Source organism: Enterococcus faecalis (genome assembly GCF_029024925.1).
Classification (GTDB): domain Bacteria; phylum Bacillota; class Bacilli; order Lactobacillales; family Enterococcaceae; genus Enterococcus; species Enterococcus faecalis.
In genome coordinates, this window is the sequence record NZ_CP118962.1 from 2640840 (window position 1) to 2665735 (window position 24896).

Genomic DNA, 24896 nt, shown 5'->3' on the forward strand with positions numbered 1-24896 from the left:
CTCCTCCTTGCTTCTGGCTAATTGCTTTTTTCAATTGCGCCACCTTCTTTGACCTCTTCCAAGCGAACTGAAACGATTTTTGAAACCCCAGATTCTTGCATAGTCACGCCATATAAAACATCTGCGGCTTCCATTGTCCCTTTACGATGTGTCACCACGATAAACTGTGTGCCATCTTCAAATTCGCTTAAATAATGACCAAAACGAGCAACGTTGGCTTCATCTAAAGCTGCTTCTACTTCATCTAAAATACAGAACGGAACTGGTCGAACACGAATAATTGAAAAGAGTAATGCAATCGCCGTTAATGCCCGTTCGCCTCCAGACAACAAGCTTAAATGTTGTAATTTTTTCCCTGGTGGTTGCGCCTCAATCTCAATCCCTGTATTCAAGAGATCCTCTGGGTTGGTTAGCACCAGCTCTGCCCGTCCGCCACCAAACATATTAGGAAATACCACTTTGAACTGGCCACGAATTGCTTCAAAGACTTCTTTAAACCGTTCTTTCACTTCTTGGTCCATTTCATCCATGGTTTCAAATAATTGTTCTTTCGCATTTAATAAATCATCTCGTTGACTGACTAAAAATTGATGGCGCTCATCGACTTGTTCAAATTGCTCGATGGCACTTAAGTTAACAGGTCCTAACCGCTCAATTTCTTGTTTTAGGCGTTTCACTGTTTGCTGTGCTTGCGCTAAATCATCGATTGGGAAATACGCTTCATAGGCAGCTTCAAAGGTTAAGCTGTATTCTTCCTGTAAGTAACTTAATGAGCTATCTAATTGCATTTCTGCACGATTTTTTAGGACTTCAATTTGTGTTTTATCTGCTAAATACTGTTGTTGGCGTTTGTTTTCTTCCGCTAATTTTGTATCTAACTCGTCTACTTCTTCTTGCAACGCTTGTCGTTGACTACGTGCCGTTTGTAAAGAGGTTTGCAACGCTGTTTGTTTCTCCGCTAATTGAGCGACTTGTGCCGCTAAGCCTTCTTCGGTTAACTGGTGATCGCTAGAATGGCTACTTAATTGTTGTAGCTGTTGACGGATGGCCGTTTCTCGAATCAACAATTCGTCCAATTGTTCTTGTTTGTCTTGCTTTTGACGAGCAAAATGGGCACATTGTTCCGCCGCTACTGCTTGTTCTGCTTGAACTGTCGTCAAGCGTTCTTGCGCTTGGGCTTTAAAGGTTTCCATTTGGCTAGCTTCTTGTTCCACTTGTTTCATTTCAGCATCTAAACGTTCTTTCGTTGCCGTTAAGTTTGCTTGTTGCTCTGTCAATGTGGCTTTTTTCGTTTGATATTCGGTTAAGAATTGATGCAATTCCCGTGATTCATATTCAAACAGACGTTTTTCTTTTGTTAAACGAGTAATCGTTTCTGTTTGATTGGCTAATTTATTGTCAATTTCTTGTTGTTTTAAGCGATTTTGTTCACCAGCAGAGCGCAACATTTCTGCACGTTCCGTGGCTGTTTTCACTTCTTGCGAGAGTGCTTGGACTTCTTGTTCTACACTTCTTAGTTGTGTTTCTAATTGAGTCATTTGTTCAGTAATTGTTTGAAGTTCTTGCGCTTGTGAAAATAGGCTTCCTTGGTTGCCACGTTTATTGGCTCCCCCAGTCATCGAACCGCCAGGATTCATCACATCGCCTTCCAATGAGACAACGCGATATTGGTAATTGACTAATTTTGCTAACTGGTTGGCACTCGTTAAATCTGCCGCTAAAATCGTGACGCCTAAGAGATTTTGAATAACGGTTTGTACTTGTTCTGGATAACGAACTAATTCACTGGCAATCCCCACGAAGCCCGGTGCACCAGCCAAACGATTCTGAACCATCGCCGATACAGAGCGTGGCTTAATGGTAGTCAATGGTAAAAAGGTTGCTCGGCCACTGTGTTGTTGTTTTAAGAAGGTGATGCCTGCTCGACCATCTTTCTCATTTTCCACAACAATATGTTGCGCCGCACCACCTAAGGCCGTTTCAATCGCCAACGTATATTCTTTAGGCACTTCAATTAACTCAGCCACTGCGCCAACAATCCCAGTTAGTTGGTTTTTGTGACGCAATACAGCTTTCACGCCTTGATAGAAGCCAGCGTAATTTTCTTGAATTTCTTGCAAACTTTTTTGGCGTGCCTTCGCTTGTTGCACTTGATTCATCGCTTGGTACATATCGTTTTGACGCTGTGCTAATCGTTCACGTTTGGCTTCAAGCGTTGCTTTCAACGCAGTGTATTCTTCCAGCTGTTCTTGTAAGCCTTGTTTTGCGACTTTTTGCTCTTTTTCTAGCGTTTCTTTCATTGCAAGAGCTTCAACCATCTGTTCTTCTAGCGCTTCGTGTTTTGCTAGCGATTGTTGATTTTTAGCTGTTTCTTGTTGATATTGTCGTTCTAAATATTTTAAGTCATTGGCTGTATTGGCTTGTTCTTGCATGACTTCCACATACTGACTGCGCAATTCTTCCATTAATTCTTTAGAAGACTTACTATATTTTTCCACATCTTTCGTTGCCAAAGCCAATGCTTCTTTTAACGTCTGACGTTGTGCCGTTTTTTCTGCGATTGCTGTTTCCAGCGTCTGCAATTCTTCTCGATAACGAACAATTTTTTCGGCCGTTTCTGCCAACGTCTCTTCGTATTCGCTTGCCGTTTGGGAGGTGTGTTTGGAACGTTCAATTAAAACATTTTTTTGTCCTTCTGCTTGTTTCAACGCTTCTGTCACTTGTAATAATTGTTGTTGTTCCGTTTCAATTTGTTCATCTAAACGATTGCGCTTGCTTCGTAAACGTACCAATTTGCCTTCTAGGTCATGGACTTGTTTACTTGCGCTAGCTAACTTTTCTTCAATGGCTGTTAATTCTTGCGTTTTCGTTTCCCAAATAGCTTTTGCTTCTTGAATTTCGGTCACAGTTAAATTGACATCAATTTCGGTAAGTTCTTCTTTCAAAGCTAAATACTTTTTGGCCGCATCTGCTTGGGCGGCTAGAGGAACTAATTGGTCTTCCAACTCGTAAATGATATCTTGGACACGGCTTAAGTTGTCCTCGGTTTCGAAAAGCTTTTGTTCAGCTTTTTTCTTTCGTTGTTTGTATTTTAAAACGCCCGCTGCTTCTTCAAAAATCCCTCGACGGTCTTCAGGTTTACTATTAAAAATCGCTTCAACTTTCCCTTGCGAAATAATTGAAAAAGATTCTTTGCCTAACCCTGAATCCATAAATAAATCTTGAATATCTTTTAAACGGCACGCTTGTTTATTAATAAAAAAGTCACTTTCGCCCGTTCGTTTTAAACGACGGGTGACACTAATCTCACTATAATCCAATGCTAAATAATGGTCGCTGTTGTCTAACGTCACGGTAACTTCCGCAATATTTAGCGGCTTACGACCTTCCGAACCGGCAAAGATAATGTCGTTCATTTTGCCACCGCGAAGGTTTTTCGCAGATTGTTCACCTAATACCCAACGAACGGCTTCCGTGATATTACTTTTCCCACTTCCATTCGGACCAACCACTGCTGTCACATCATCTTCAAATTCAATAATGGTTTTATCTGCAAATGATTTAAATCCTGTAATTTCAATTCGTTTTAAATACACGAATATTGCTCCTTCCAGCCTTACTGAGGAATACTTTTCAGTGCCCGCTCAGCGGCATCCTGTTCAGCTAACTTCTTCGATTTTCCTTGGCCTAACCCAATGAGTTCACCATTCATGTAAACTTCAGTGAAAAAGGTGCGGTCATGAGCAGGGCCTTCTTCTTTAATTAAGCGATATTCAATTGAAACATCGCCTTTGCGTTGTAAAACTTCTTGTAATTGTGTTTTGTGATCCATCTCATGTGAAAAAGCACCGGCATCAATTTTCGGAAAAATAACGTCTTCAATAAATTTCTTGGCTGCGCCAACTTTTTGGTCTAAGTAGAGGGCACCTAAAAAGGCTTCAAATAAGTCACATAATAATGATGCACGTGTTCGTCCGCCCGATGCTTCTTCTCCTTTACCTAATAAAATGTAGTTGTCGAAGTGACATTCTTTCGCAAATTTGGCTAAACTATCTTCCCGAACGATGGCTGCGCGCATCTTCGTTAATTTTCCTTCTGGAAGTTCTGGGAATTTTAAATACAAATATTGTGAAACAATTAATTCTAAAACTGCATCTCCTAAAAATTCAAGACGTTCATTATCGGATAATTTTAAATAGCGATGCTCATTCACATAGGATGAATGAGTAAAAGCTTGCTCTAATAGATTGACATCATGGAAAACAATGCCGTAACGTTCTTTTAACTCTGTTGTTAACTGATTGTCCATTCTCCACATTCCTTTACATTTATTTACACCTTGTTTCATTATACTTTTTTTTTCACTTTTTTTAAATGGTTCTATTCAGAAAAAGCCTGTTATTCACTGTGTTCTCATTATTTTTTAGAAAAAAATAAATAAATAGAGCTGCGACTGAGATAAAAGCGTTTGTTTACGTAAGAGATAGAAAGAGCGTGGGACAAAAATCACTTTGGATTTTTGCGCCACGCTCAAAAACTGATAAACGGCGGGAACAGAAGCAACTCCTTCTTATTTCTCGGAGTTAAACACTTCTGTCCCGACCTCGTTCTATCTCTATTAAATCAGCGGAACGTTGTTTAACGTTTTTCCGCAGTGACACCCACCGTTGCCCATGGATTATCTTTCGTATCAACTGCCCAAGTAAAGTCAACTACACGGTCGTTGACAGGCAAGACTTCATTTCTGTAAAGCGTTGGGATTACAAATGCTTCATCAATGGCATACTCTTGCCAATCATAGAAGGCTTTTTTACGTTTTTCTTCATCAAATGATGCTTTTGAATCAATCGCATCAAGTAATTTAGTATTTTCTTCTGACTCAAAACGTGGGTAGTTAAAGGCTGAGTTAGGTCCATATAAACCAGTTGGTGATGGATCTGAACCGGTACTCCATGCCGCTTGATAAATGTCCACTTCTGGATCATCATTTTTCAATTTGTCATAGAAAGCTTGGAAATCAATCAAGCGTCCTGTTGTATACGTAACCTTCAAGCCAATTTCTTTCCATTGTTGGACATAGTAATCAGCAAGTGGTTGTGCAGTTTCGCCGCCTGACATTGAAGCAAACTTGATTTCTAGTGGTTTGCCTTCTTTGTCTTCGCGAATGCCATCGCCGTCTACGTCTTTATAACCAGCATCATCTAATAATTTTTTCGCTTTGTCTAAATCAAGCGTATAGCCTTTCGCTTCGCTATCATGCAAGCTCTTGAAGACTGGTGGAATTAACGTTGTCGCATTTGTCCGTAAACCGTTGTAGAATTTTTGACCAACTGCATCATTGTCAATTGCATAGCCCATGGCTTGACGTAAGCTTTTATCTGCCATTTTAGCTTTTGGATTGTATTTCACTGTATTTGTTTCTTTGTCAAATGTACCCATTTTAAAGCCAATATACGTATAGGCTTGTTCGGGACGTCCTAAGATTTGATAACCTTCTGTATCTTTGTAAGTTGGATACGTATCTGTTGGCATTGAAAATGCCATATCATATTGCTTCGCTTTCATCGCTTCTACAATGCTCGCAGAAGGAACAGATTTGAACACTAATTTATCTAATTTAGGTTTGCCACCATAGTAATACTCATTTGGTAAATATTCAACAGATTCCCCTGTTACAATATTGCTCATATAGTACGGTCCAAAAGTGACTGGATTTTTACGAACACCATCACTAGACTCCATTTCTTTGACACTTACACCTTCAAAGGTATGCTTCGGTAAGGCAGAAGACCAAATACCTCCACCTAATTGTTGCATGCCTGGGTGAACTTCTTTATAAGAAATTTTAACTTCTTTATCATTGATTTTTTCTATGCCAGAAATGGTTGGTGATTTACCAGCATGATAGTCTTCCATACCAACAATATTCGTAAAGTTATCGTCATAACGAATTCCTGTATAGTCTTTATGACCAATGACTTCATAAGAGAAAATCACGTCATCGGCTGTCACATCTTTACCATCAGACCATTTTAAATTATCCCGTAATTTAATAGTAGCTGTGTTGGCATCCTCGTCTAATATCAAATTTGCAGCGCCGCCATCAACGATTTTGAAGTCCGCATCATTGTTAAATAGCGATTGTGCTGCAGGGTCCATATAGGTCGAATCATACGCATCTTGTGAAAATTCTCGTTGGAATAACCCTTGGAATTGTGTATCCATAACTACAGCGACATCTAATGTCCCGCCATCAATTGCTTTTTTATCATTTTTAACAGCGATTGGCATTTTTGAAATGTCTTCTGTTTCCGTTGCTTTATTGCCCCCGCCTTTATTGCCGCCACCACATGCAGCTAACCCGAATACTAACACAGAAGCTAACGTGATTGCACCTAAAATCCGTTTCTTGTTCATCTCTTTTCCTCCCTCATTTTTTGGCTAATTAGCCTAATCGTTGTCGTGCATCTGCTGAGCGCTTAAATGCTTGTCCAACATAGTTTATACTTAACATCAAGACTAAAATTAGAATTGATGCAGGTAACCAAACCCATTGTTTATTGACTAATACATCCCCACTGCTGGCGTAGCCAATTAAGGTTCCTAAACTTGGGACACTTTGTGGTAACCCGAAGCCTAAGAAAGTTAACGTTGTTTCGATCCCGATATTGGCCGCAAAATTAATCGTTAAGTTCGTAATAATTAATGAACTTAAATTCGGCATAATTTCTCGAAACATAATTTTAAAATCGCTTGTTCCCATTGTCTTAGAGGCACTAACGTAATCTCGGCGCCCTTCAGATAACGTTTTACTGCGGAACAACCGCGCTTTTCCAACCCAATAAAACGCACACATAATCCAAATAAAGGACCAGATACTATATTTAGGAATCACGGAAACGAACACAATAATAATTAACATAATTGGCAAAATCATAATAAAATCCACGATACGCATCAAAATATTATCAATCATACCTCCATAATAACCGGAAATAATCCCTAAACCGACCCCGATAATAGACGTAATAATCGTAATGGCAAAACCGATTAAAATCGAGTTCCTAGCCCCGATAATCAATTGTCCTAAAACATCACGCCCCCCTTCATCGGCACCTAAAATGAACTTGGTGCCATTCATTGTAACGGTACCTGGTTCCGCATATTTATCTAAAATACTTACATGCATAACGGCACTTTGGTCTAACACTAACGAACCGATAAAAACGGCTAATAAGATAATGACCAAAAGGATTAAAGAAAACATCGCCATTTTTTCTTTGACGAATTCTCGCGCAATCATCCGAAAGCCCATTGGTGGAATACTTTCTTGTAAGACTTCTTCTCTTTTTTCTTCTGTCAATTCCATTTTTATCACCCTTTCTTCGTGTTTTTTCTACTGAATTCGAATTCTTGGATCAACAATACTCATTACAATATCAGAAATTAAGGTTCCGATAAGGGTTGCCAATCCCAAAATCAACACGAGAGCGGTAATAACGGAATAGTCACGTTGAATGATACTATCAATAAATAATTTTCCAATTCCTGGGAAAGCAAAAATCTTTTCAATAACGACTGATCCGGCAATCAAAGCAGTAATTTCATAACCTAATTGAGAGGCAATTGGTAATGCTGCATTTCTAAAAATGTGTCGATTAAAAATTTTATTCGTTGGCACTCCTTTTGAACGAGCAGTACGAACAAAGTCCATGTTTTTAACATCAATCACTTCACTGCGCAAATATTGAATAGTGACCGCTGTCCCTAGCAACGCTTGAGTGACTCCTGGTAAAATTAAATGCTTCAGTTTATCTAAATAATACGGCCACGTTCCCTCAGCCAAACCAACAGTCACGGTTCCACTCGTTGGGAACCAGTCTAAGCGATACCCAAAAATAAAGAGCATAATCAAGGCAAAGATGAATAATGGCACGGCAAAACTGAAGAAGTTGTAGATAACCACCATTTTGTCAAACCATGAATTTTGGTAACGGCCAGCAATTAAACCGAAAGGAATGGCGATTAAATACGTGATTATGACTGATACAGCAGCCAATGCAATCGTATTCCCTACCCGACCAGCAATGAGCGTGGATACAGGTAATTTAAAGATAAAACTATGCCCAAAATCTCCATGTAAGGCATTGCCAATCCAACGGAAATATTGTTCGTACCAAGGATCATTTAACCCGGCAGCTTCGCGCATGGCTTCAATCACTTTCGGGTCTTGGTTCGGATTAATCAATCCTGTAAACGGATCACCTGGCATCATTTTAGCCAACAGGAAAATCAAGACACTTAAAATAATCACTTGCGGAATCATCAATAACAAACGGCGTAAAATTGTTTTCCACATTATTCAGCACCTCCATTTTTTAACGCTACTTGGTGGGTTGGACTAATCGCATGTAAGTTATAAACCCGCCCATTTTCATCATAATAGTCTTTATGATTTTCCCGATACTCTTGCTCAACTCTTCTTCGTTCTTCTTTGTGAGCTTCTCGGTTCGCTACGTCAATTTTAGGAATTGCTGAAAGTAAGCGTTTGGTATAAATGTGTTGTGGATTAGTGTAAATATCTTGGCGTGTACCGATTTCTACAAAACGGCCTTTGTACATAATGGCAATGTTGTCACACATATGTTTAACTACGCCCAAATCATGGGAAATAAATAAGTAACTTAACCCATATTCCTGTTGAATGTTTTTCATAAAATTCAATACCTGTGCTTGCACAGATAAGTCCAGTGCTGAAACAGGTTCATCTGCAATAATTAATTTGGGGCTGGTAGCCACCGCTCGGGCGACGCCTAAACGTTGGCGTTGTCCACCAGAAAATTCATGAGGATATTTGTACAACGCATCTTCTGGCATCCCCACAATATCCAACAAACTTTTGACTTTTTTCTTTTCTTCTTGGTCACTTAACCGTTCAAAATTTCGAATTGGTTCGGCGATAATATCTAGTACTCGTTTTTTAGGGTTTAAACTTGACATCGAATCTTGGAAAATCATTTGGACATCTTTGTTGTATCCGATCGCTTTTCGACTTCGCGGCTTGGTTACATCTTGTCCTTGATAAATAATTTCACCATTTGTAATTTTTTCTAAACCAATAATTGCTTTTCCTGTCGTTGATTTTCCAGAACCCGATTCACCAACTAACCCATACGTTTTACCTTGTTCAATCATGAAATCCACACCATCAACCGCCAAAACATGATCAGTGATTCGATTGAAGAAGCCGCTGCGAATTGGATAATGAACTTTTAAATCTTTAATTTGAATAATTTCTGTCATTACGCTTCCCCTTCCCCGTCTCTAAAATGAAAATGTTTATAACATGTACAACGAACATAATGATTCGGTGCAACTTCATGTAATGTTGGATTTTCTTCATGTTCCGATGCATCAATCCAAGGAATTCGTGGGGCAAACCGACAACCTTTTCTAGGTAATTTGGTTAACGAAGGAACAATCCCTTCAATCACATGAAGTTCTTCTTCATCGGAATTCTCTTGGGGAATGGACTGAAGTAAGGAACGTGTATATGGATGTTTTGGATGACTAAACAATTCTTCAGCAGTGGCTACTTCTACAAACTGACCCGCATACATAACCGCTACACGATCAGCCATTTCCGCAACTACACCTAAGTCATGGGTAATTAAAATAATGCCACTCCCTGTTTCTTCTTGTAAATCTTTTAACAAATCGAGAATTTGTGCCTGAATGGTAACGTCTAAGGCCGTTGTTGGTTCATCTGCAATTAAAATCGGTGGTTTACACGCGATTGCAATGGCGATAATCACCCGTTGACGCATGCCGCCAGACAATTCATGAGGATACTGTTTCCCGACACGCTCTGGGTTGGGAATCCCCACTTGATCTAACAGTTCAATGGCCCGTGCTTGTTTTTGTTGTGCGGTCATTTTGGTATGATACGTGAGACTTTCTTTAATTTGGTCTTCAATTCGCATGAGCGGATTCAGTGCAGACAACGGATCTTGGAAAATCATCCCAATATCGTTTCCTCTGACTTTGTTGTACAATGTTTCATTAAACGTAGTTAAGTTTAAATTGTTGTATAAAATTTCCCCAGTAATTTTGGTATGATTGGGATCATGTAAGCCCATAATCGTTGTTGCTAAGGTACTTTTTCCACAACCAGATTCTCCGACGATTGCCAGAATCTCATTTTTCTTCAATTCAAATGAAACATCATCGACGGCATTATAATAATCATCTTTGATTCTAAATGCTGTTTCTAATCCTGAAACCTCTAGTAATTGTTCATTTCCTTGCATCCATACGCACCCCTTACGTCCTTTCAAAAACATTATATAAATTAACTAATATTTAATGATAGCACTTTCTAATTTTTATCAATGTTAATTTACAGCTCATTGTTTTTTCATAATTTTATAGAATTATTCCATAAAAAGCAAGATAAAATAACTTTTTTCGCAGTTATTTTTTTACATGTATGATTTTTTTTACAAAAATATGTGTAAAAATAGCCTTATTGCTTAATAAAATAACCATTATGTACGCAAAAAAAGTCGATCAACAGGAATGTTAATCGACTTTGTCTTATTATTTTTTATGAATTACTCACAATATAATCTACAGCGGCACCAACTGTTTCAATTTTTTCTGCATCTTCATCTGAAATCTCTGTTCCAAATTCATCTTCAAGTTCTAAAACAAACTCCATTACGCTAATTGAGTCAGCGTTCAAATCATCTTTAATGTTTAATTGATCTGTTACTTGATCCGCTTCAATATCAAAGTGGTTTGAGATAATCTTCGCTACTTTTTGAAGTACTTCTTCACGAGTCAACTGTATTCACCTCCACTGCTTTTGAAAAAAGGTTCTTTCTTTTACTAAAACGCTAAGATACATTGTACTCACAATTTGGGTATTTGTCCATCTTTTTTTCATTTGAGTAACAAACTGATGTCAAGACAATTGCAAATTACTCTGCTTTGCCTTCATAATATTCCACTAATTGTGGGACAACTTGGGTTTCTAACATTGTATGAATTTGACGAATGGTGTAGCGGACGGCATCAGGACCCGTGGCCCCATGCGTTTTAATGACTGGCGCTTTTAAGCCAAATAAAACCGCTCCCCCATGTTTTGAGTAGTCCATTTCGTCTTTCATGCCACGCAACGCATTCTTTAATAATAAGGCGCCCATTTTTCCTTTGACACCTTCAGAAAGAATCGCTGTTTTCAGCAAGCTCATCATGTTCATAGCTGTGCCTTCGATGGATTTTAAAACGGCATTTCCTGTGAAGCCATCTGTCACCACCACGTCAGCTACGCCATTTAATAATTCTCGTGCTTCAACGTTTCCGACAAAATTAATCGTTTCATCTGCTGCTAACAATTCGAAGGCTTTTTTCGTTAATTCACTGCCCTTTGTTTCCTCAGTTCCATTATTTAATAGACCGACACGAGGATTCTGAACGTTCCGAACTTTTTCAGCATAGAATGAACCTAAAACGGCATACTGAACCAAATGTTCTGGTTTATTGTCTGCATTGGCTCCTAAATCTAACATGTCAAACCCTTTGTCTGGTTCTCCCATGACAGGTAAAGTTGACATCAAACCGGGACGTTCCACATTTTTGATGCGGCCGACAATGAACAGACCCGCTGCTAATAGCGCTCCGGTGTTGCCTGCAGAAAAAATCGCATCGGCTTCCCCATTTTTAACTGCTTGCGCTGCTAAAACCATGGAAGCCGTTTTCTTACGACGGATTGCTTTAACTGGCTCATCGTCACTAGCAATTTTTTCATTGGTATGAATAATCGTAATGTTTTTTTCATCGGTGATGTATTTTTTTATTTCGGCTTCTTTTCCATATAATTGAAATTCAATGTCTGGGAAGTCTTGTTTGGCTAGCATAACCCCTTCAACAATTGCTTGTGGGGCGTTATCTCCACCCATTGCATCTACAGCAATTTTCATGAGTGATTCCCTCCTACTTTTTTGTTTCCTAACAAGTATAACATATTTTTTTCAAAGAAATACGCATTGGCTTTTACTTTCTGGCTTCAAAAATTACCTCTTCTAATCGAAAAATTGGGCCGCCTCATCTTGGGGTTTCACTCGATTGGCTAAGCCTTGATAAGCAGGATATTGCCACCATTCTTTCACTTGCCATAGGGCACTTGCTTCTTGGCGCGCAACTTCTAAAATGTTAAAGTCCGTCACGATATCTCCTACCGCAAATTGAGGCACTCCTGATTGCCGTGCACCGAACACTTCCCCAGGTCCGCGAAGTTCCAAATCACGCTCACTCAAGACAAAACCATTGGTGGTTTCTGTCATGATTTTCATACGCTCAACGCCCATTTCATTTTTCGGATTGGCCACTAAAATACAATAAGATGCACTGGAGCCACGCCCCACACGGCCCCGTAACTGATGTAACTGTGCTAACCCAAACCGGTCCGCATCCATAATTAACATCACTGTGGCATTTGGTACATTCACGCCAACTTCAATAACGGTGGTAGAAACCAATAATTGCAGCTGATTGTCTTTGAACTCCTGCATAATGTCATCTTTTTCTTGGTTTTTCATTTTACCATGTAGTAATCCCACTTGATATCTTGGGGAATAAAAGCTTTGCATATGTTCAAAAATTTCTGTTGCGTTTTTCACATCTAAGGCTTCTGATTCTTCAATCAATGGACAAATAATATAGGCTTGATGTCCTCGAGCCAGTTCTTTTTCCATCCATTCTAAAACAGTATCTAACTGCGGCGGCCGAATCCAACGTGTTTCGATTGGAATCCGTCCAGCTGGCATTTCATCAATGATTGATACATCCATTTCGCCATAGGCTGTAATGGCCAGCGTTCGAGGAATCGGCGTGGCCGTCATAAATAGAACATCTGGTTTTAAGCCTTTTTCTCTTAATATTTTTCTCTGATTCACACCAAAACGATGTTGCTCATCGGTGATTACCAAACCTAATTGATGGAAACTGACATCTTGTTGTATCAAAGCATGGGTCCCTACCACAATGTCAATCTCGCCATTGGCCAGTTCTTCGAGAATTAGACGACGTTCTTTCGTTTTGGTGGAACCTGTTAATAAGGCCGTTCGCACTTCTAATGGATCAAACAACTGCTGTAAGCTTTCCATGTGTTGCTGCGCTAAAATTTCAGTCGGAACCATTAACGCCCCTTGAAAGCCAGCGGTCATGGTGGCGTATAGCGCAATCGCAGCCACTACCGTTTTCCCACTCCCCACGTCACCTTGAAGCAATCGTTGCATATGCTTCGGACTTCGCAAGTCTCGACAAATTTCATTGGTCACTTTTTTTTGGGCGCCTGTCAATTCAAAAGGCAGTCCTTGGGTGAACGTTTTTAAGCGATCCACGTCATATTGAATAGCTAAACCATTTTTTTCCGCTTTTTCTTGTTTCTTCAATCCTTGCATTTTAAGTTGGAAAAGGAAAAACTCTTCAAAGACTACTCGTCGTTTAGCTTGATGGCTTTCTTCTGGATTACTGGGAAAATGCATCGCCCACATTGCTTCTTTTCTAGGCATCAAGCGGTACTTTTCTAATAAATCATTCGGTAAAATCTCTTCAACCAGTGAACCATACTCTTCAAAAGCAGTGCGGATTAACTGAACCAACGTGCTTTGTCGGACTTTTTTATTCACATGATAAATGGGGGCGAAATCTTCATTGTCTCCTTTAGAAGCTAAGATTTTCATGCCATTTAATGATTTTCTCTTGGCATCCCATTTGCCATAAACAGCAATTTCTTCGGAAAGAACTACTTTGTCTTTTAAAAAAGGTTGGTTGAAGAAGGAAACATTAATGACCGCATGTTCCTGCATCATTCGAAACGTTAACCGGCTCTTCTTATAACCGTACCGACTAACGACTGCTTCCGAAACCACTAGCCCTTTTAGCGTAACTTTTTCCTGATCCTGAATCTCGCTTAAATCCTTTTCTTGGATATCATCGTAGCGGAAGGGATAATACGTCAATAAGTCTTCAATTGTAGCAATCCCCAGTTCTTGTAAATTTTCAGCACGTTTTGGGCCAACACCGGGCAATACGCTGACTAAATCTGTGATGTCCATAAAATCCCCTCCTCATTAATATACGCAAAAAAATGGATCATTCATTAAATAGGCTGGTTCATTAGCCCTAACTAATGAACCAGCCTATTCGTTTTTATTTTTTCATCACGAAAACCTATTCTGCTGAGAATAAGTATGGATACACAGGTTGTCCACCTTCATGAAGTTCTGTTTCTAATTCATCGTTTTCAGAAACTAAAATAGCGATTAGCTTTTCAGCTTCTTCAACCGAACCATCTTCGCCGACAATAATTGTCACGATTTCAGTGTCTTCATCAATCATGCGGTTCAACGTGTCTAATGATGCATTAAAACGATCTGCTTCAGAAACGACGATTTTACCATCAATCATTCCTAAGAAGTCATCTTTTTTAATTTCAACGTCATCAATGGTTGTGTCACGAACAGCTGTGGTTACTTGACCACTCACAACGCTGTCTAACATTTCCGTCATACTTGCTTTGTTTTCTTCTAATGATTGTTGATCATTGAAAGCTAACATTGCTGTCATTCCTTGAGAAATGGTTTTAGATGGAACAACCGCTACTGGTACATCGGCAACTTCTGCTGCTTGATCAGCTGCCATAAAGATGTTTTTGTTATTTGGTAAGATAATGACTTGCTCTGCATTCACTTCTTTGACTGCTTTTAAAATATCTTCCGTACTTGGGTTCATTGTTTGGCCACCACTAATAATGTAGCTTGCACCTAAACTTCGGAATAATTTTTGAACGCCTTCACCGGCTGCAATAGCAATCACAGCAAACGGTACGCGAACTTTTTCAGTCAACGCTTCTTGCTGAGCATCGCGTTCAACTAACGTTTCATGTTGTAAACGCATATTGTCTACTTTTATTTTTACTAACGAACCAAATTTTTGGCCGTAGTTCATCACTTCACCTGGATGCTCAGTGTGTACGTGAACTTTGATAATTTCGTCATCGTTAACGACTAATAGAGAATCGCCTAGTTCATTTAAGTAGTTTCTGAATGTTTCATAATCAAAAGCGCTGTCCACGGTTGGGCCTTCGCCGATACGAACCATAATTTCTGTACAATAGCCAAATTTAATGTCTTCTGTCGCAACGTGGCCACTAACACCACGGTGATGTTCAGCATTAACCATTTCGTCCATTTCGGCAGGACTTGGTTCATACGTTTCAGTTGGTAAAAATTCACCACTAAGCGCTTCTAAAAATCCTTCATAGATAAATAGTAGTCCTTGACCCCCACTATCTACAACGCCGACTTCTTTTAGGACAGGTAATAAATCAGGTGTTTTCGCTAAGGCACGTTTAGCACCTGCTACAACAGCTGTCATAACTTCGATACAGTCATCTGTTTCTTTCGCTTTACGTTCGCCAGAACGCGCCGCTTCACGAGAAACAGTTAAGATTGTTCCTTCAACGGGTTTCATCACTGCTTTATACGCTGTTTCTACACCATGTGTAAATGCAGCGGCCAAGTCTTTGGCATTTAATGTTGTAACCTCAGGAATTTGTTTTGAGAAGCCGCGGAATAATTGAGATAAAATAACCCCAGAATTTCCACGAGCACCCATTAATAACCCTTTGGATAACGCACCTGCTAATTCTCCTACTTTTTCAGAGCGAGAATCGGCCACAGCCTTTGCACCACTGGTCATTGATAAGTTCATATTTGTTCCTGTATCACCATCGGGTACAGGGAAAACGTTTAATGAGTTGACATATTCTGCATTTGTGTGCAGACGAGTCGCACCTGCCTGGACCATTTCCTGGAACTGACCTGCGCTGATTTCTGTTACATTCACCTAAAAAATCCTCCTTCAGATTTACCGCTAACGGCAACACACGACTTCCTTGTGCAATTGCATCGTTGACAGTACACTACCTCTAATCCGGTAATACACGAACTCCTTGAACAAAAACGTTAACTGAATTCGCAGTGACACCTAATAATGTTTCAAGATTATATTTTACTTTTTCTTGGACGTTACGAGAAACTTCAGAAATTTTTGTACCATAACTAACAATCGTGTAGACATCCACTGCGATTCCGTTGTCTTCTTGACGAACAACGACACCACGTGAGTAATTCTCACGACGTAAAATATCGTTTAAGTTATCTTTAATTTGATTTTTGCTTGCCATTCCGACAATTCCGTAAATATCTGTCGCAGCTCCGCCAACTACTGTAGCGATCACATCATTGGTAATCTCAATGGTACCTGCGGGTGTTTGAATTTTTACAGCCATTGATGAAAGCCTCCTTATAAGAGCACATTCGCCCTATTTTCTTCCATAACATTTTATCATATCCAGCCTTTAATTAAAAGGAAGTTCGTCAGATATTATAGACCCTTCCTCATAATTACCAACATTTGTACAATTTACAACGTTTGTCGTGCATTGTCAATGCAGAAAAAGACAAGATTCGACTTGGTTCATTGAATCTTGTCTGCTGATTTTAGAGGTTTTTCATGGCTCTCACTGAGACTAAACATCTTTCTCCATTACTCATTTCGACAATCCGTTCGCTTTTTATAACTTTACTTATATGCTTGCGGTTGATTAAATATGATTTGTGACAACGATAAAAGTCATTAGACTGTTCTTCAATCTCCTTTAAGGAACCATAAAATTCAATTTCTCCGTTTTCAAGATGTAAAACAATTTTATGCGATACGGAAGAAGATTCAAAAAAAATGATTGTTGTCATATCTACAGACCGAATGGTATCGCCGTCCTTAAATTTAAATAATTTTTTTGTATCTCCACGTTCACTAGTTATACGTTCATGAGCCAATTGAATATTTTCACAGATTTTCTGCTGTAGATGTTCTTTGTTGTCTTTAATGATATAGTCCAGCGCTTCCACTTTATACGTAAACGTCAGATAGGACAGTTCCCCATGTGTTGTGACAAAAACGATTTTACCTAAATTATCGTAGTCTCTGATTTTAGCTGCTAAGGTTAATCCTGACATTTCATGTTGTAAATCAACATCTAGAAAATATAACCCAATTATTCTAGACTGACTTTTGACAAATTCAAGTACTTCTAACGGATTTCCTGTTGAAAAAACCAGTTCCATATCAAGACTTTCCATCATTATGTAATTTTTAACATAGGTTTCCAACATTTGTCGTTGTCGCCAATCATCTTCGCAAATAATAATAGAAATCACCTTATTCGCACCTCCTATTGTTTTCAATCGTCAATTTTTGAGTAAACCATCCATCACTGATGGATGTAGCTAGTTGAACATTATTTAGGGATTGAAGCAATTCTTGAACATTACTCAATCCCATTCCTCTATCAGTGCCCTTTAATGAAAAACCGCGTTGCTTAAGTAGATGGAATTTTGGTAAATTTTTCCTACATGAATTTTGGATAATAATATGTACAGCAGAGGCATCTTTATATACAGCGATTACAAGCTTACCCTCACCTAAAAATTCGATTTCTTCTATAGAGTTATCTAAAAAAACACCTAGTATTCTAACCAAAGAAATTGAATCAATGGCTAATTCTTCAATTGGTTCAGTCACTTCTAACTGTACATCCATTCCTTTTTCTTGCGTTGAAATCAACTTAGACACAAGGAGACTTTTAACTTCTCTTACTCGAATGTTTCCAATCGCTTCTAACTTGAACCCATTTTGGTCAATGCATTTTGATGCTTTCTTTATTTTACTGAAATAATAGTCATTAAGACTCTCGTAATCTCCACTTACAATAAAATCTTCTAATGAATTTAGGATATTTTTATAATCATGCCGAAACTTCCGAATCTCCTTGAATTGTTTCTCCATTGCCTCCATATATCTCTGATTTTCTAAATATTCTGTTTCCTTCTGTTGAATATCATATTTATTTTTGAGCGAACTAAGATACACAATAAAAGAAATTAATGAAACGACTAAATAGAGCGTGAGAAAGATTGAATTTACTACAATTATTTCCTTGTTATTCCCCAAATATTTTCCTAAAATCAGGCTGGTATAGTAGATAATCATTGTGCCGATTCCTATCAAATTAAAAAGCAGAAGACACTCATTGATAATAGAAAACTTTTTTTCTAGTTTTTTTATCCCCTTTATCATTAATATCGTCAGAATTACTGATAGTGCTAGCCGAAATGTACTATGTAAAAACATGGTTAAATTACTTGAAAAAATTAGTTCTGTGCCAAATATTTTTTCCTTTATAAAGGATACAAACTGACCACTTATAGCTGAAATAATGACGATATAAGAATTTATACCTAAAACTTTAATAAGGCTTTTAGAGATAAAAAAATAACCTAAAATTATTATACTCAAATAAATCCAAGCAAATCCATACATTCCTATAGCAGAAATTATTTTGCCATTCAAAATTGCGATAACCATCAATCCGAAAATACTATGTAAAGTAATTTTTTTATTAAGCTTTACTACTTTTGACTTTAGATAATATTAATTGTCAAATTAAGTTAGACAATTCCTCTTTGCATATGTGACTCAAGAATACTTCTATTGGTGTTTTATAGTTTAATGATTTTCGAGGGATATTATTTCTTTTCGATGCAATAGATTGGATAAAAGATTCATCAACTTCGTTGAAGTCCATTTGCTTTGGTAAACCATCTTTACGTAATAAACCATTAGAGTTTTCATTTAAACCTCTTTGTGATGGTGTACCAGGATCTGCAAAATAGATATCAATATCATTGATATTACTGATTGATTTCCAATTTGAAAATTCCTTTCCACAATCAAAAGTCATTGATTTGAATAGATGCTTAGGTACAGATTGCATCCATTGGTTCAAACGATTTTCAATATCTATAGCTCGTCTGCCTTCTGGCTGAAGAGTGATGATTACTTTAGATAATCGCTCAACGAGGGTAATAACAGCACTTTTGTGCTTTTTACCTACAATAGTATCCCCTTCAAGGTGGCCAAATTCTTGATTGAATTTAGAATAATCATTTCCTCTGTCACGAAGTGATCGACGAAAAGATTGTTTTCCCCGAGTTTCTTTGTGTCCGTTGGCTTTACGTTTTCCTTTCATAGGTAGGTGAGTCACTTCAAATACGCCTTGTTTAAACATACGATAAAGTGTACGCATAGAACAAGAAATAGAAAACTCTGCACGGCCAACAATCACATCAGGTGTCCAACCTTGAACAACCCTCTTTTGAATATATTCTGTTTGTTCATCTGATAAGACAATAGGACGTCTGCCACAGCGAGTTTTATTCTTCTTGTATTGATTGAAATAATCTAGAGCATTGTGCCCTGTTTTGAAAAATTGGTAAACTTTATGAATCGTTTGTCTAGATCTATTCAATAGTACTGCGGTTTTGGCTACAAATTGATGATTATTATAATACGCCTCTATCATTGCAAGTTCATTTGATGTAAGATGGGTATAGGTCATTTGTCTTCACTCCTTATAATTCTTTTGCGGGAACTATCTTGAGTGTAGCACAAATGACTTTTTTATTTGTCTAGCTTAATTTTACAATCGGCGTAATTAAAGAACACTTGAACCACTGCCGTGATATTACTTAGAATAAAAACAAACCTCGCCAAATTAAAACCTCCTTATATTTCAGTTAATAAAAAAAGTATATACTCTAATAAAAGACAATTCAAGCTTTCTTTACAAGTGAAACTGAGAAAAAGTAGATTTCGGTGCCCGACTATTACGCTATAAACAAAAATTGTACACTCGCTATACTGAGTGTACAATTTCAATTACTTTTTTATTTATCAAAATAAATGTTTTATACATGAGAGTTGCGACAAGATTTTTTATACTCATCTAACATAATATTTCCCAGATTTAAACGCTTTTTTGAAAACATTTATAAGTTTATCTCCACTATAAATAAATACGCCCCCTTGATAAACACTTTTGCCTAGAAACGCTAAAATCATAGTAAAGACCAGATTAATTCCCATCGCTACTGCAAAAGTATTTAACGATGCATCCCCCAGCATATAACGTGCGTACATGACTATCGGTGATAGATACGGTATATAAGATGAAATGATAGTCGCTTGGTTACTTCCTAATCCAGTTGCAAGAATCATTACCATAAACATCGCAATAAATAAAGGAATAATCAAAATATACATCAACTGTTGAACTTCCTGAACAGAGGAAACAACAGAACCTAAAATAGCAGCCGTAACAGAATATAGCAAATAACCTAAAACGAAACATATGACAGCTAAGATGATTGCTTGACTATTTTTGCCTTCACTCAAAAAGTCAAATACTCCTGTACTATCTCCAAAAATTCCATAAGATGCATACGCAGCCCCAAAAATTGCTGCTGCTTGCGTTACCCCAACTAGCCCAATGCCAACAATTTTACCAATTAAATGCTGAACTGGTGTAATTGTTGTGAGTAAAATTTCCATAACTCTTGAACTCTTTTCCACCGCAATGTCTTGAGCAACCATTGTAGAAAAGAGCATAACTGCAATGTAGAGAATAAAGCCAACAATATAAACTAGTATTAATGTTTGAACCGAATTATCTTGATTTCCAGCTAAAGATTCTAAGGATAAACGTGTGCTTTCATTCAAAAACTGTTGTTGCGTCGCATCAATATTTAATTGATTTAATTTAATCGATTGATTTACAGTGGTTACAAGACTTTGTAATTGTTCAGACACATTATATTGGAGAGCTCCTTCGTAATAAATTTTTACTTTGTATAGACCAGCGCTATTCTTTTCAATTTTCAAAATGGTTTTACTCGCTCTATCTTTCAGCTCTTTCTCAGCATCTGATAACTTTTGACCGCCGTCAACAAAGTTCAGATTGGTACCTTTACCAACTTCTTTCAGCATAGTAACAGTCTCTTGATTATTTGAAACAACAAGGATGGTTTCTTTACTTGGTTCCTCTTTTTTTAGAATCCCTTCATAATTCATTCCCAAAAATGTCCCTACCATCAAAACCAACAGTATAATAACAAACACTTTTGACACGACTTTTTGTTTGTATGTTTCTAAAGCAATCGTCACTATATTTTTCACTTTACTCACCCACTCTTTCTAGAAAAATATCATTTAACGAAATTGGCTCAATTCTGAATTGCTGAATATTTTCTGATTGAAAAATAAATTTTTGAATTTTCTTCGCAGTACATTCATCTTTTACATAAAAAGAAATAACACCATTTTCTTCTTTATACGATTCTATTTCAAAATCTTGTTTTAATATTTCTCTGTCAAAATCAGCCTGAACAATCACTTTTCTTTTATCCGTTTCATCTTTGATTTCTTTTAAATTTCCTTCTAAAAGAACCTCACCCTTTTTCATCATACAAATGTTTTCACAGATTTCTTCTACGTTTGCCATTTGATGAGAGCTGAAAATTATCGTAGCACTATTTTCCTTCAAAAAAAGAATTGCTTCTTTTAGTTGATTCGCATTAATCGGGTCTAGCCCAGAGAATGGTTCATCCAAAATGACAAGCTTGGGTCCATGAATGATCGATGCAATAAATTGAATCTTTTGTTGATTCCCTTTTGACAATTCACTAATTTTTCGATCTACGTTCTTTTGTATCTTAAAAAAATCCAGCCAAAAGAGGATACTTTTTTCAATTTCTTTCTTTTTCATTTTACGGAGCTTCCCAAAGAAAGTTAATTGTTGTCTCACCGTTCTTTTCGGATATAGGCCACGCTCTTCTGGAAGATAACCGACCTCTTTAGCATCAAAGCGATCAACTTTACGTCCCTGCCATGTTATTTCCCCTTCATCAGGAGAGTAGATGCCTAAAATATGGCGGAAAATAGTAGTTTTACCTGCACCGTTTGCGCCTAAGAAGCCGTAAATTTCGCCTTCTGGAATAGTCAAATTGATTCCTTTAATAATTTCCTGCTCATTCATTTTCTTTTTCAACTTTTTAATTTCTAAGCTCATATTTTCCTCCTTTTTCATTTATCTAAGTACTTTAATTATATTAATCAAACACGGACCACTACATTTTTTTCTTGAACTCTTAAATTTTCATCTTTATCGTCTTACGTTTGTGCATGGATTTCTTAAGTATTTAAAAACAGACAATGAAAAACTATCACCTGACAAGCTACTTTTGTTGTTAGTCACTAAAAATATTCTTGCAAATCAGTGCCTAATATGATAAATTAAGTTAGTATGAGCTGAATATTATCGCTCCAAGATCAAGGCAAAGGAGGAAACTTAAAATGGCAAAAGTATGTTACTTCACTGGTCGTAAGACTTCAAGTGGTAATAACCGTTCACATGCGATGAACTCAACAAAACGCACTGTGAAACCTAACTTACAAAAAGTTCGCGTATTAATCGATGGTAAACCTAAAAAAGTTTGGGTGTCAACTCGTGCTTTGAAATCTGGTAAAATCGAACGTGTTTAATAAACTTAAATAAGCAAAGCTGGACGTTCGTTGTTCGGCTTTTTTTATTGCAAAAAAAAAGAAGTTGGACCTTCATCACTTTGATGAAGGTCCAACTTCTTTTTACTTGTCTTTACTTTGAATAACTGCAATCATCCCTGCATCGAAGGAAAAAGCAGCGGCTTCTTCGATAAATTCATTACTTGCATACGATGTTGGGTAAGGAACATCTTGATTGGTTAATAAATATTTACTGCGTCGTAGCGTCAAGTTTTCTACAGGCGTCAAACAGCAGTATGCCAGATATTCTTTATCTGGCTCTTTTGGTACGATATACGAACCAGGGGCGTAATACTGGATGCTATTTTGACGATCGCATAGACGGATTTGGCGAAGTACGCCTTGAAATCGTGGTTCAAAGGGTAACCAAAGATTGGCTAACAGGTGGTCAATTCTGCCCCCTGTCGCACCGATAATCGTCATCTCTGCTTGTGGAAATCGTTGTAAAGCTTCTTGAAGCGCTAATTGTGTATCTGTATCATCTTTTTCAGCAGGTGCTTGAATGAGTGTTTCGGCAGTTTCTTGGACAAAATGGTATTCTTCTCGTGATAATGAATCAAAATCGCCCACCGCTAATTGTAACGGTAAATCGGCCTCTAATAAATGGAGACAGCCGCGATCAATACCTACGAAATAATCATACGTAGCTGGTTCAATGGTTGGCCAATCACTTGGATTGCCCCCAGCTACCAGTAAGACACGACTCATTTGTCTAGCACTGCTCTCAGTGCATCGATTCGTTCTTGAGGATTTTCAGCATTATAAATGTAGGAGCCTGCAACAAACACTTCCGCACCGGCTTCTTTGCAGCGTGCGGCAGTTTCAGGAACAATCCCGCCATCGACTTCAATTTCATAGGTGTATCCTTTTGTTTCTTTCCATTCTTTTAATTGAGCAATTTTTTCTAGTGAGTTTTCAATAAATGATTGTCCGCCAAAGCCTGGATTGACAGTCATTACCAAGACTTGATCTGCCAAATCTAATACATTTTCGATCATCGAAAGTGGTGTCCCAGGATTGATGGTTACGCCAGCTTTCACACCCGCATTTTTAATCATTTGTAAGGCACGATGAATATGGGGTGTTGCTTCTTGATGGACGGTAATAATATCCGCACCGGCTTCCGCAAAGGCATTGATATAATTTTCAGGTTGTACAATCATCAAATGAACATCCAATGGTAGTTTTGTCACTGGACGAATCGCTGAAACGATATTCGGTCCTAAGGTAATGTTGGGCACAAATTGACCGTCCATGACATCAACATGAATATAATCTGCTCCTAATTCTTCTACTAAACGGATATCTCTTTCTAAATTGGCAAAATCGGCACTTAAAATGGATGGTGCTAGTTTCATTTGGCTCGCTCCCTTTATATTTGCTATGATTTTTTCTTATAAACAGGTCGTCGATTCTTGATTTCCATTAAAAACTGTAAATAATTTTCGTAACGACTCGTCGCAATGGTTCCCGCTTCCACTTGACGTTTCACTTCACAATCAGGTTCTTTGTGGTGCATACATTCACGAAACTTACAGTGAGAGGCCGCGGCAACAAATTCAGGAAATTGCTTTGGTAATTCCACTGCTTCCATCTCCAAGAAATCGATGGCACTAAATCCTGGTGTATCAGCAACCAAACCGTCGTATAACGGAATCAATTCCACGTGACGGGTCGTATGTTTGCCCCGTCCTAAAGATTGGGAAATTTCCGCAGTTGCTAGTTGTAATTCTGGTGAAATTTGATTCAACAATGTTGATTTTCCAGCGCCTGATTGTCCCATAAAAACAGTCAACCGTTCTGGGAAAAAGCGTTCTAATTCTTTGGTGGCTTCTACGTCTTCCGAAGCGATTACCGCATAACCTAACGCTTCATAAATCTGTTTAATTTCAGTGACTTCTTGACGTTGCGGCTCATCTAATAGATCAACTTTCGTTAAATAAATAACTGGTTCTATATCCTTATACTCTAAGCTGACTAAGAAACGATCCAACAAATTAAACGAAAAATTTGGCGAAACCATACTCATGACAACCACACCTAGATCCACATTTGCAACAGGCGGGCGCACTAATTCATTTCGTCTTGGTAAAATTTCCAACACATAACCATCTGTTAAATTATCGCTTTCAAAAAGTACTTCATCTCCCACGAGTGGCGTAATTTTTCGATTACGAAAATTCCCTCGCGCTCTTGTTTGATATGTTTCTCCATCTGCGTATACATAATAAAAACCGCTTAACGCTTTTCTGATTTGACCTTTCAGATAAACCACTCCTAACTACTTTCGAATATACAGGATAGTGGCAGAGAAATCAAGGGAGCCTCTCGATTCTATTAATTAA

21 protein-coding genes are annotated in these 24896 nt (G+C 38.0%); 1 reads left to right on the top strand and 20 read right to left on the bottom strand.

Features of this window, described 5'->3' with window-relative positions; all coding sequences use genetic code 11:
- Positions 1–17 precede the first annotated feature (17 nt).
- From smc to PYW42_RS13155, 17 genes are all read right to left on the bottom strand, one after another.
- Positions 18–3596 (bottom strand): chromosome segregation protein SMC, encoded by a 3579-nt coding sequence (gene smc / locus PYW42_RS13075; RefSeq protein WP_002389495.1) that lies wholly within the window; start codon positions 3594–3596, stop codon positions 18–20.
- A 20-nt stretch (positions 3597–3616) separates the two neighbouring features.
- A complete protein-coding gene (rnc, locus tag PYW42_RS13080; protein WP_002354946.1) occupies positions 3617–4309 on the bottom strand; it encodes a ribonuclease III in 693 nt (230 codons plus the stop codon).
- Between the two features lie 329 nt (positions 4310–4638).
- A complete protein-coding gene (opp2A, locus tag PYW42_RS13085; protein ID WP_002389449.1) occupies positions 4639–6417 on the bottom strand; it encodes an oligopeptide ABC transporter substrate-binding protein Opp2A in 1779 nt (592 codons plus the stop codon).
- Between the two features lie 28 nt (positions 6418–6445).
- Positions 6446–7369 carry an oligopeptide ABC transporter permease Opp2C gene (gene opp2C / locus PYW42_RS13090; protein WP_002365358.1) on the bottom strand — a complete coding sequence of 308 codons (924 nt, stop codon included), beginning with the start codon at positions 7367–7369 and terminating at the stop codon, positions 6446–6448.
- A 27-nt stretch (positions 7370–7396) separates the two neighbouring features.
- Entirely contained in the window at positions 7397–8359 is a 963-nt protein-coding gene (gene opp2B / locus PYW42_RS13095) for an oligopeptide ABC transporter permease Opp2B (RefSeq protein WP_002354943.1), read from the bottom strand.
- Positions 8359–9303 (bottom strand): oligopeptide ABC transporter ATP-binding protein Opp2F, encoded by a 945-nt coding sequence (gene opp2F / locus PYW42_RS13100; RefSeq protein ID WP_002354942.1) that lies wholly within the window; start codon positions 9301–9303, stop codon positions 8359–8361. The genes opp2B and opp2F overlap by 1 nt, the downstream gene beginning before the upstream one ends.
- Positions 9303–10343 (bottom strand): oligopeptide ABC transporter ATP-binding protein Opp2D, encoded by a 1041-nt coding sequence (gene opp2D, locus PYW42_RS13105; RefSeq protein WP_002367425.1) that lies wholly within the window; start codon positions 10341–10343, stop codon positions 9303–9305. The genes opp2F and opp2D overlap by 1 nt, the downstream gene beginning before the upstream one ends.
- A gap of 263 nt (positions 10344–10606) precedes the next feature.
- Positions 10607–10846, bottom strand: coding sequence for an acyl carrier protein (acpP, locus tag PYW42_RS13110; RefSeq protein ID WP_002354939.1), 240 nt, complete (start codon positions 10844–10846; stop codon positions 10607–10609).
- Between the two features lie 136 nt (positions 10847–10982).
- Positions 10983–11984: a phosphate acyltransferase PlsX gene (gene plsX, locus PYW42_RS13115; protein WP_002389456.1), complete on the bottom strand. Its 1002-nt coding sequence runs from the start codon at positions 11982–11984 to the stop codon at positions 10983–10985.
- Between the two features lie 102 nt (positions 11985–12086).
- Complete coding sequence (gene recG, locus PYW42_RS13120) at positions 12087–14123, bottom strand: ATP-dependent DNA helicase RecG (protein WP_002359051.1); 2037 nt, start codon at positions 14121–14123, stop codon at positions 12087–12089.
- Between the two features lie 115 nt (positions 14124–14238).
- Positions 14239–15915 carry a DAK2 domain-containing protein gene (locus PYW42_RS13125; RefSeq protein WP_002359050.1) on the bottom strand — a complete coding sequence of 559 codons (1677 nt, stop codon included), beginning with the start codon at positions 15913–15915 and terminating at the stop codon, positions 14239–14241.
- Between the two features lie 82 nt (positions 15916–15997).
- Positions 15998–16360, bottom strand: a complete 363-nt coding sequence (locus PYW42_RS13130; protein ID WP_002354933.1) for an Asp23/Gls24 family envelope stress response protein — start codon at positions 16358–16360, stop codon at positions 15998–16000.
- Between the two features lie 211 nt (positions 16361–16571).
- Positions 16572–17291: a LytR/AlgR family response regulator transcription factor gene (locus PYW42_RS13135; RefSeq protein ID WP_002388606.1), complete on the bottom strand. Its 720-nt coding sequence runs from the start codon at positions 17289–17291 to the stop codon at positions 16572–16574.
- A gap of 1 nt (position 17292) precedes the next feature.
- Positions 17293–18498, bottom strand: a complete 1206-nt coding sequence (locus PYW42_RS13140; protein WP_002389402.1) for a sensor histidine kinase — start codon at positions 18496–18498, stop codon at positions 17293–17295.
- Positions 18499–18571: 73 nt separating this feature from the next.
- Positions 18572–19531, bottom strand: a complete 960-nt coding sequence (locus PYW42_RS13145; RefSeq protein WP_010709049.1) for an IS30-like element IS1062 family transposase — start codon at positions 19529–19531, stop codon at positions 18572–18574.
- Between the two features lie 383 nt (positions 19532–19914).
- Positions 19915–21156 carry an ABC transporter permease gene (locus PYW42_RS13150; RefSeq protein ID WP_002411269.1) on the bottom strand — a complete coding sequence of 414 codons (1242 nt, stop codon included), beginning with the start codon at positions 21154–21156 and terminating at the stop codon, positions 19915–19917.
- Positions 21149–22057 carry an ABC transporter ATP-binding protein gene (locus PYW42_RS13155; protein WP_002411268.1) on the bottom strand — a complete coding sequence of 303 codons (909 nt, stop codon included), beginning with the start codon at positions 22055–22057 and terminating at the stop codon, positions 21149–21151. The genes PYW42_RS13150 and PYW42_RS13155 overlap by 8 nt, the downstream gene beginning before the upstream one ends.
- Before the next feature lie 266 nt (positions 22058–22323).
- Here PYW42_RS13155 and rpmB point away from each other — a divergent pair, with 266 nt between their 5' ends.
- On the top strand, positions 22324–22512 hold the full coding sequence (rpmB, locus tag PYW42_RS13160; protein ID WP_002354928.1) for a 50S ribosomal protein L28: 189 nt from the start codon (positions 22324–22326) through the stop codon (positions 22510–22512).
- A gap of 102 nt (positions 22513–22614) precedes the next feature.
- Here the strand turns inward: rpmB and PYW42_RS13165 are convergent, their stop codons facing one another.
- Genes PYW42_RS13165 through rsgA form a run of 3 tightly spaced genes read right to left on the bottom strand, consistent with a single transcriptional unit; the run spans position 22615 to position 24826 of the window.
- Positions 22615–23259 carry a thiamine diphosphokinase gene (locus tag PYW42_RS13165; protein ID WP_002361010.1) on the bottom strand — a complete coding sequence of 215 codons (645 nt, stop codon included), beginning with the start codon at positions 23257–23259 and terminating at the stop codon, positions 22615–22617.
- Positions 23256–23909, bottom strand: a complete 654-nt coding sequence (gene rpe, locus PYW42_RS13170) for a ribulose-phosphate 3-epimerase (RefSeq protein WP_002354925.1) — start codon at positions 23907–23909, stop codon at positions 23256–23258. The genes PYW42_RS13165 and rpe overlap by 4 nt, the downstream gene beginning before the upstream one ends.
- A gap of 23 nt (positions 23910–23932) precedes the next feature.
- The gene (gene rsgA, locus PYW42_RS13175) at positions 23933–24826 is read right to left on the bottom strand and encodes a ribosome small subunit-dependent GTPase A (protein WP_002411267.1); all 894 of its coding nucleotides are present in this window, start codon (positions 24824–24826) and stop codon (positions 23933–23935) included.
- Positions 24827–24896: the final 70 nt, after the last annotated feature.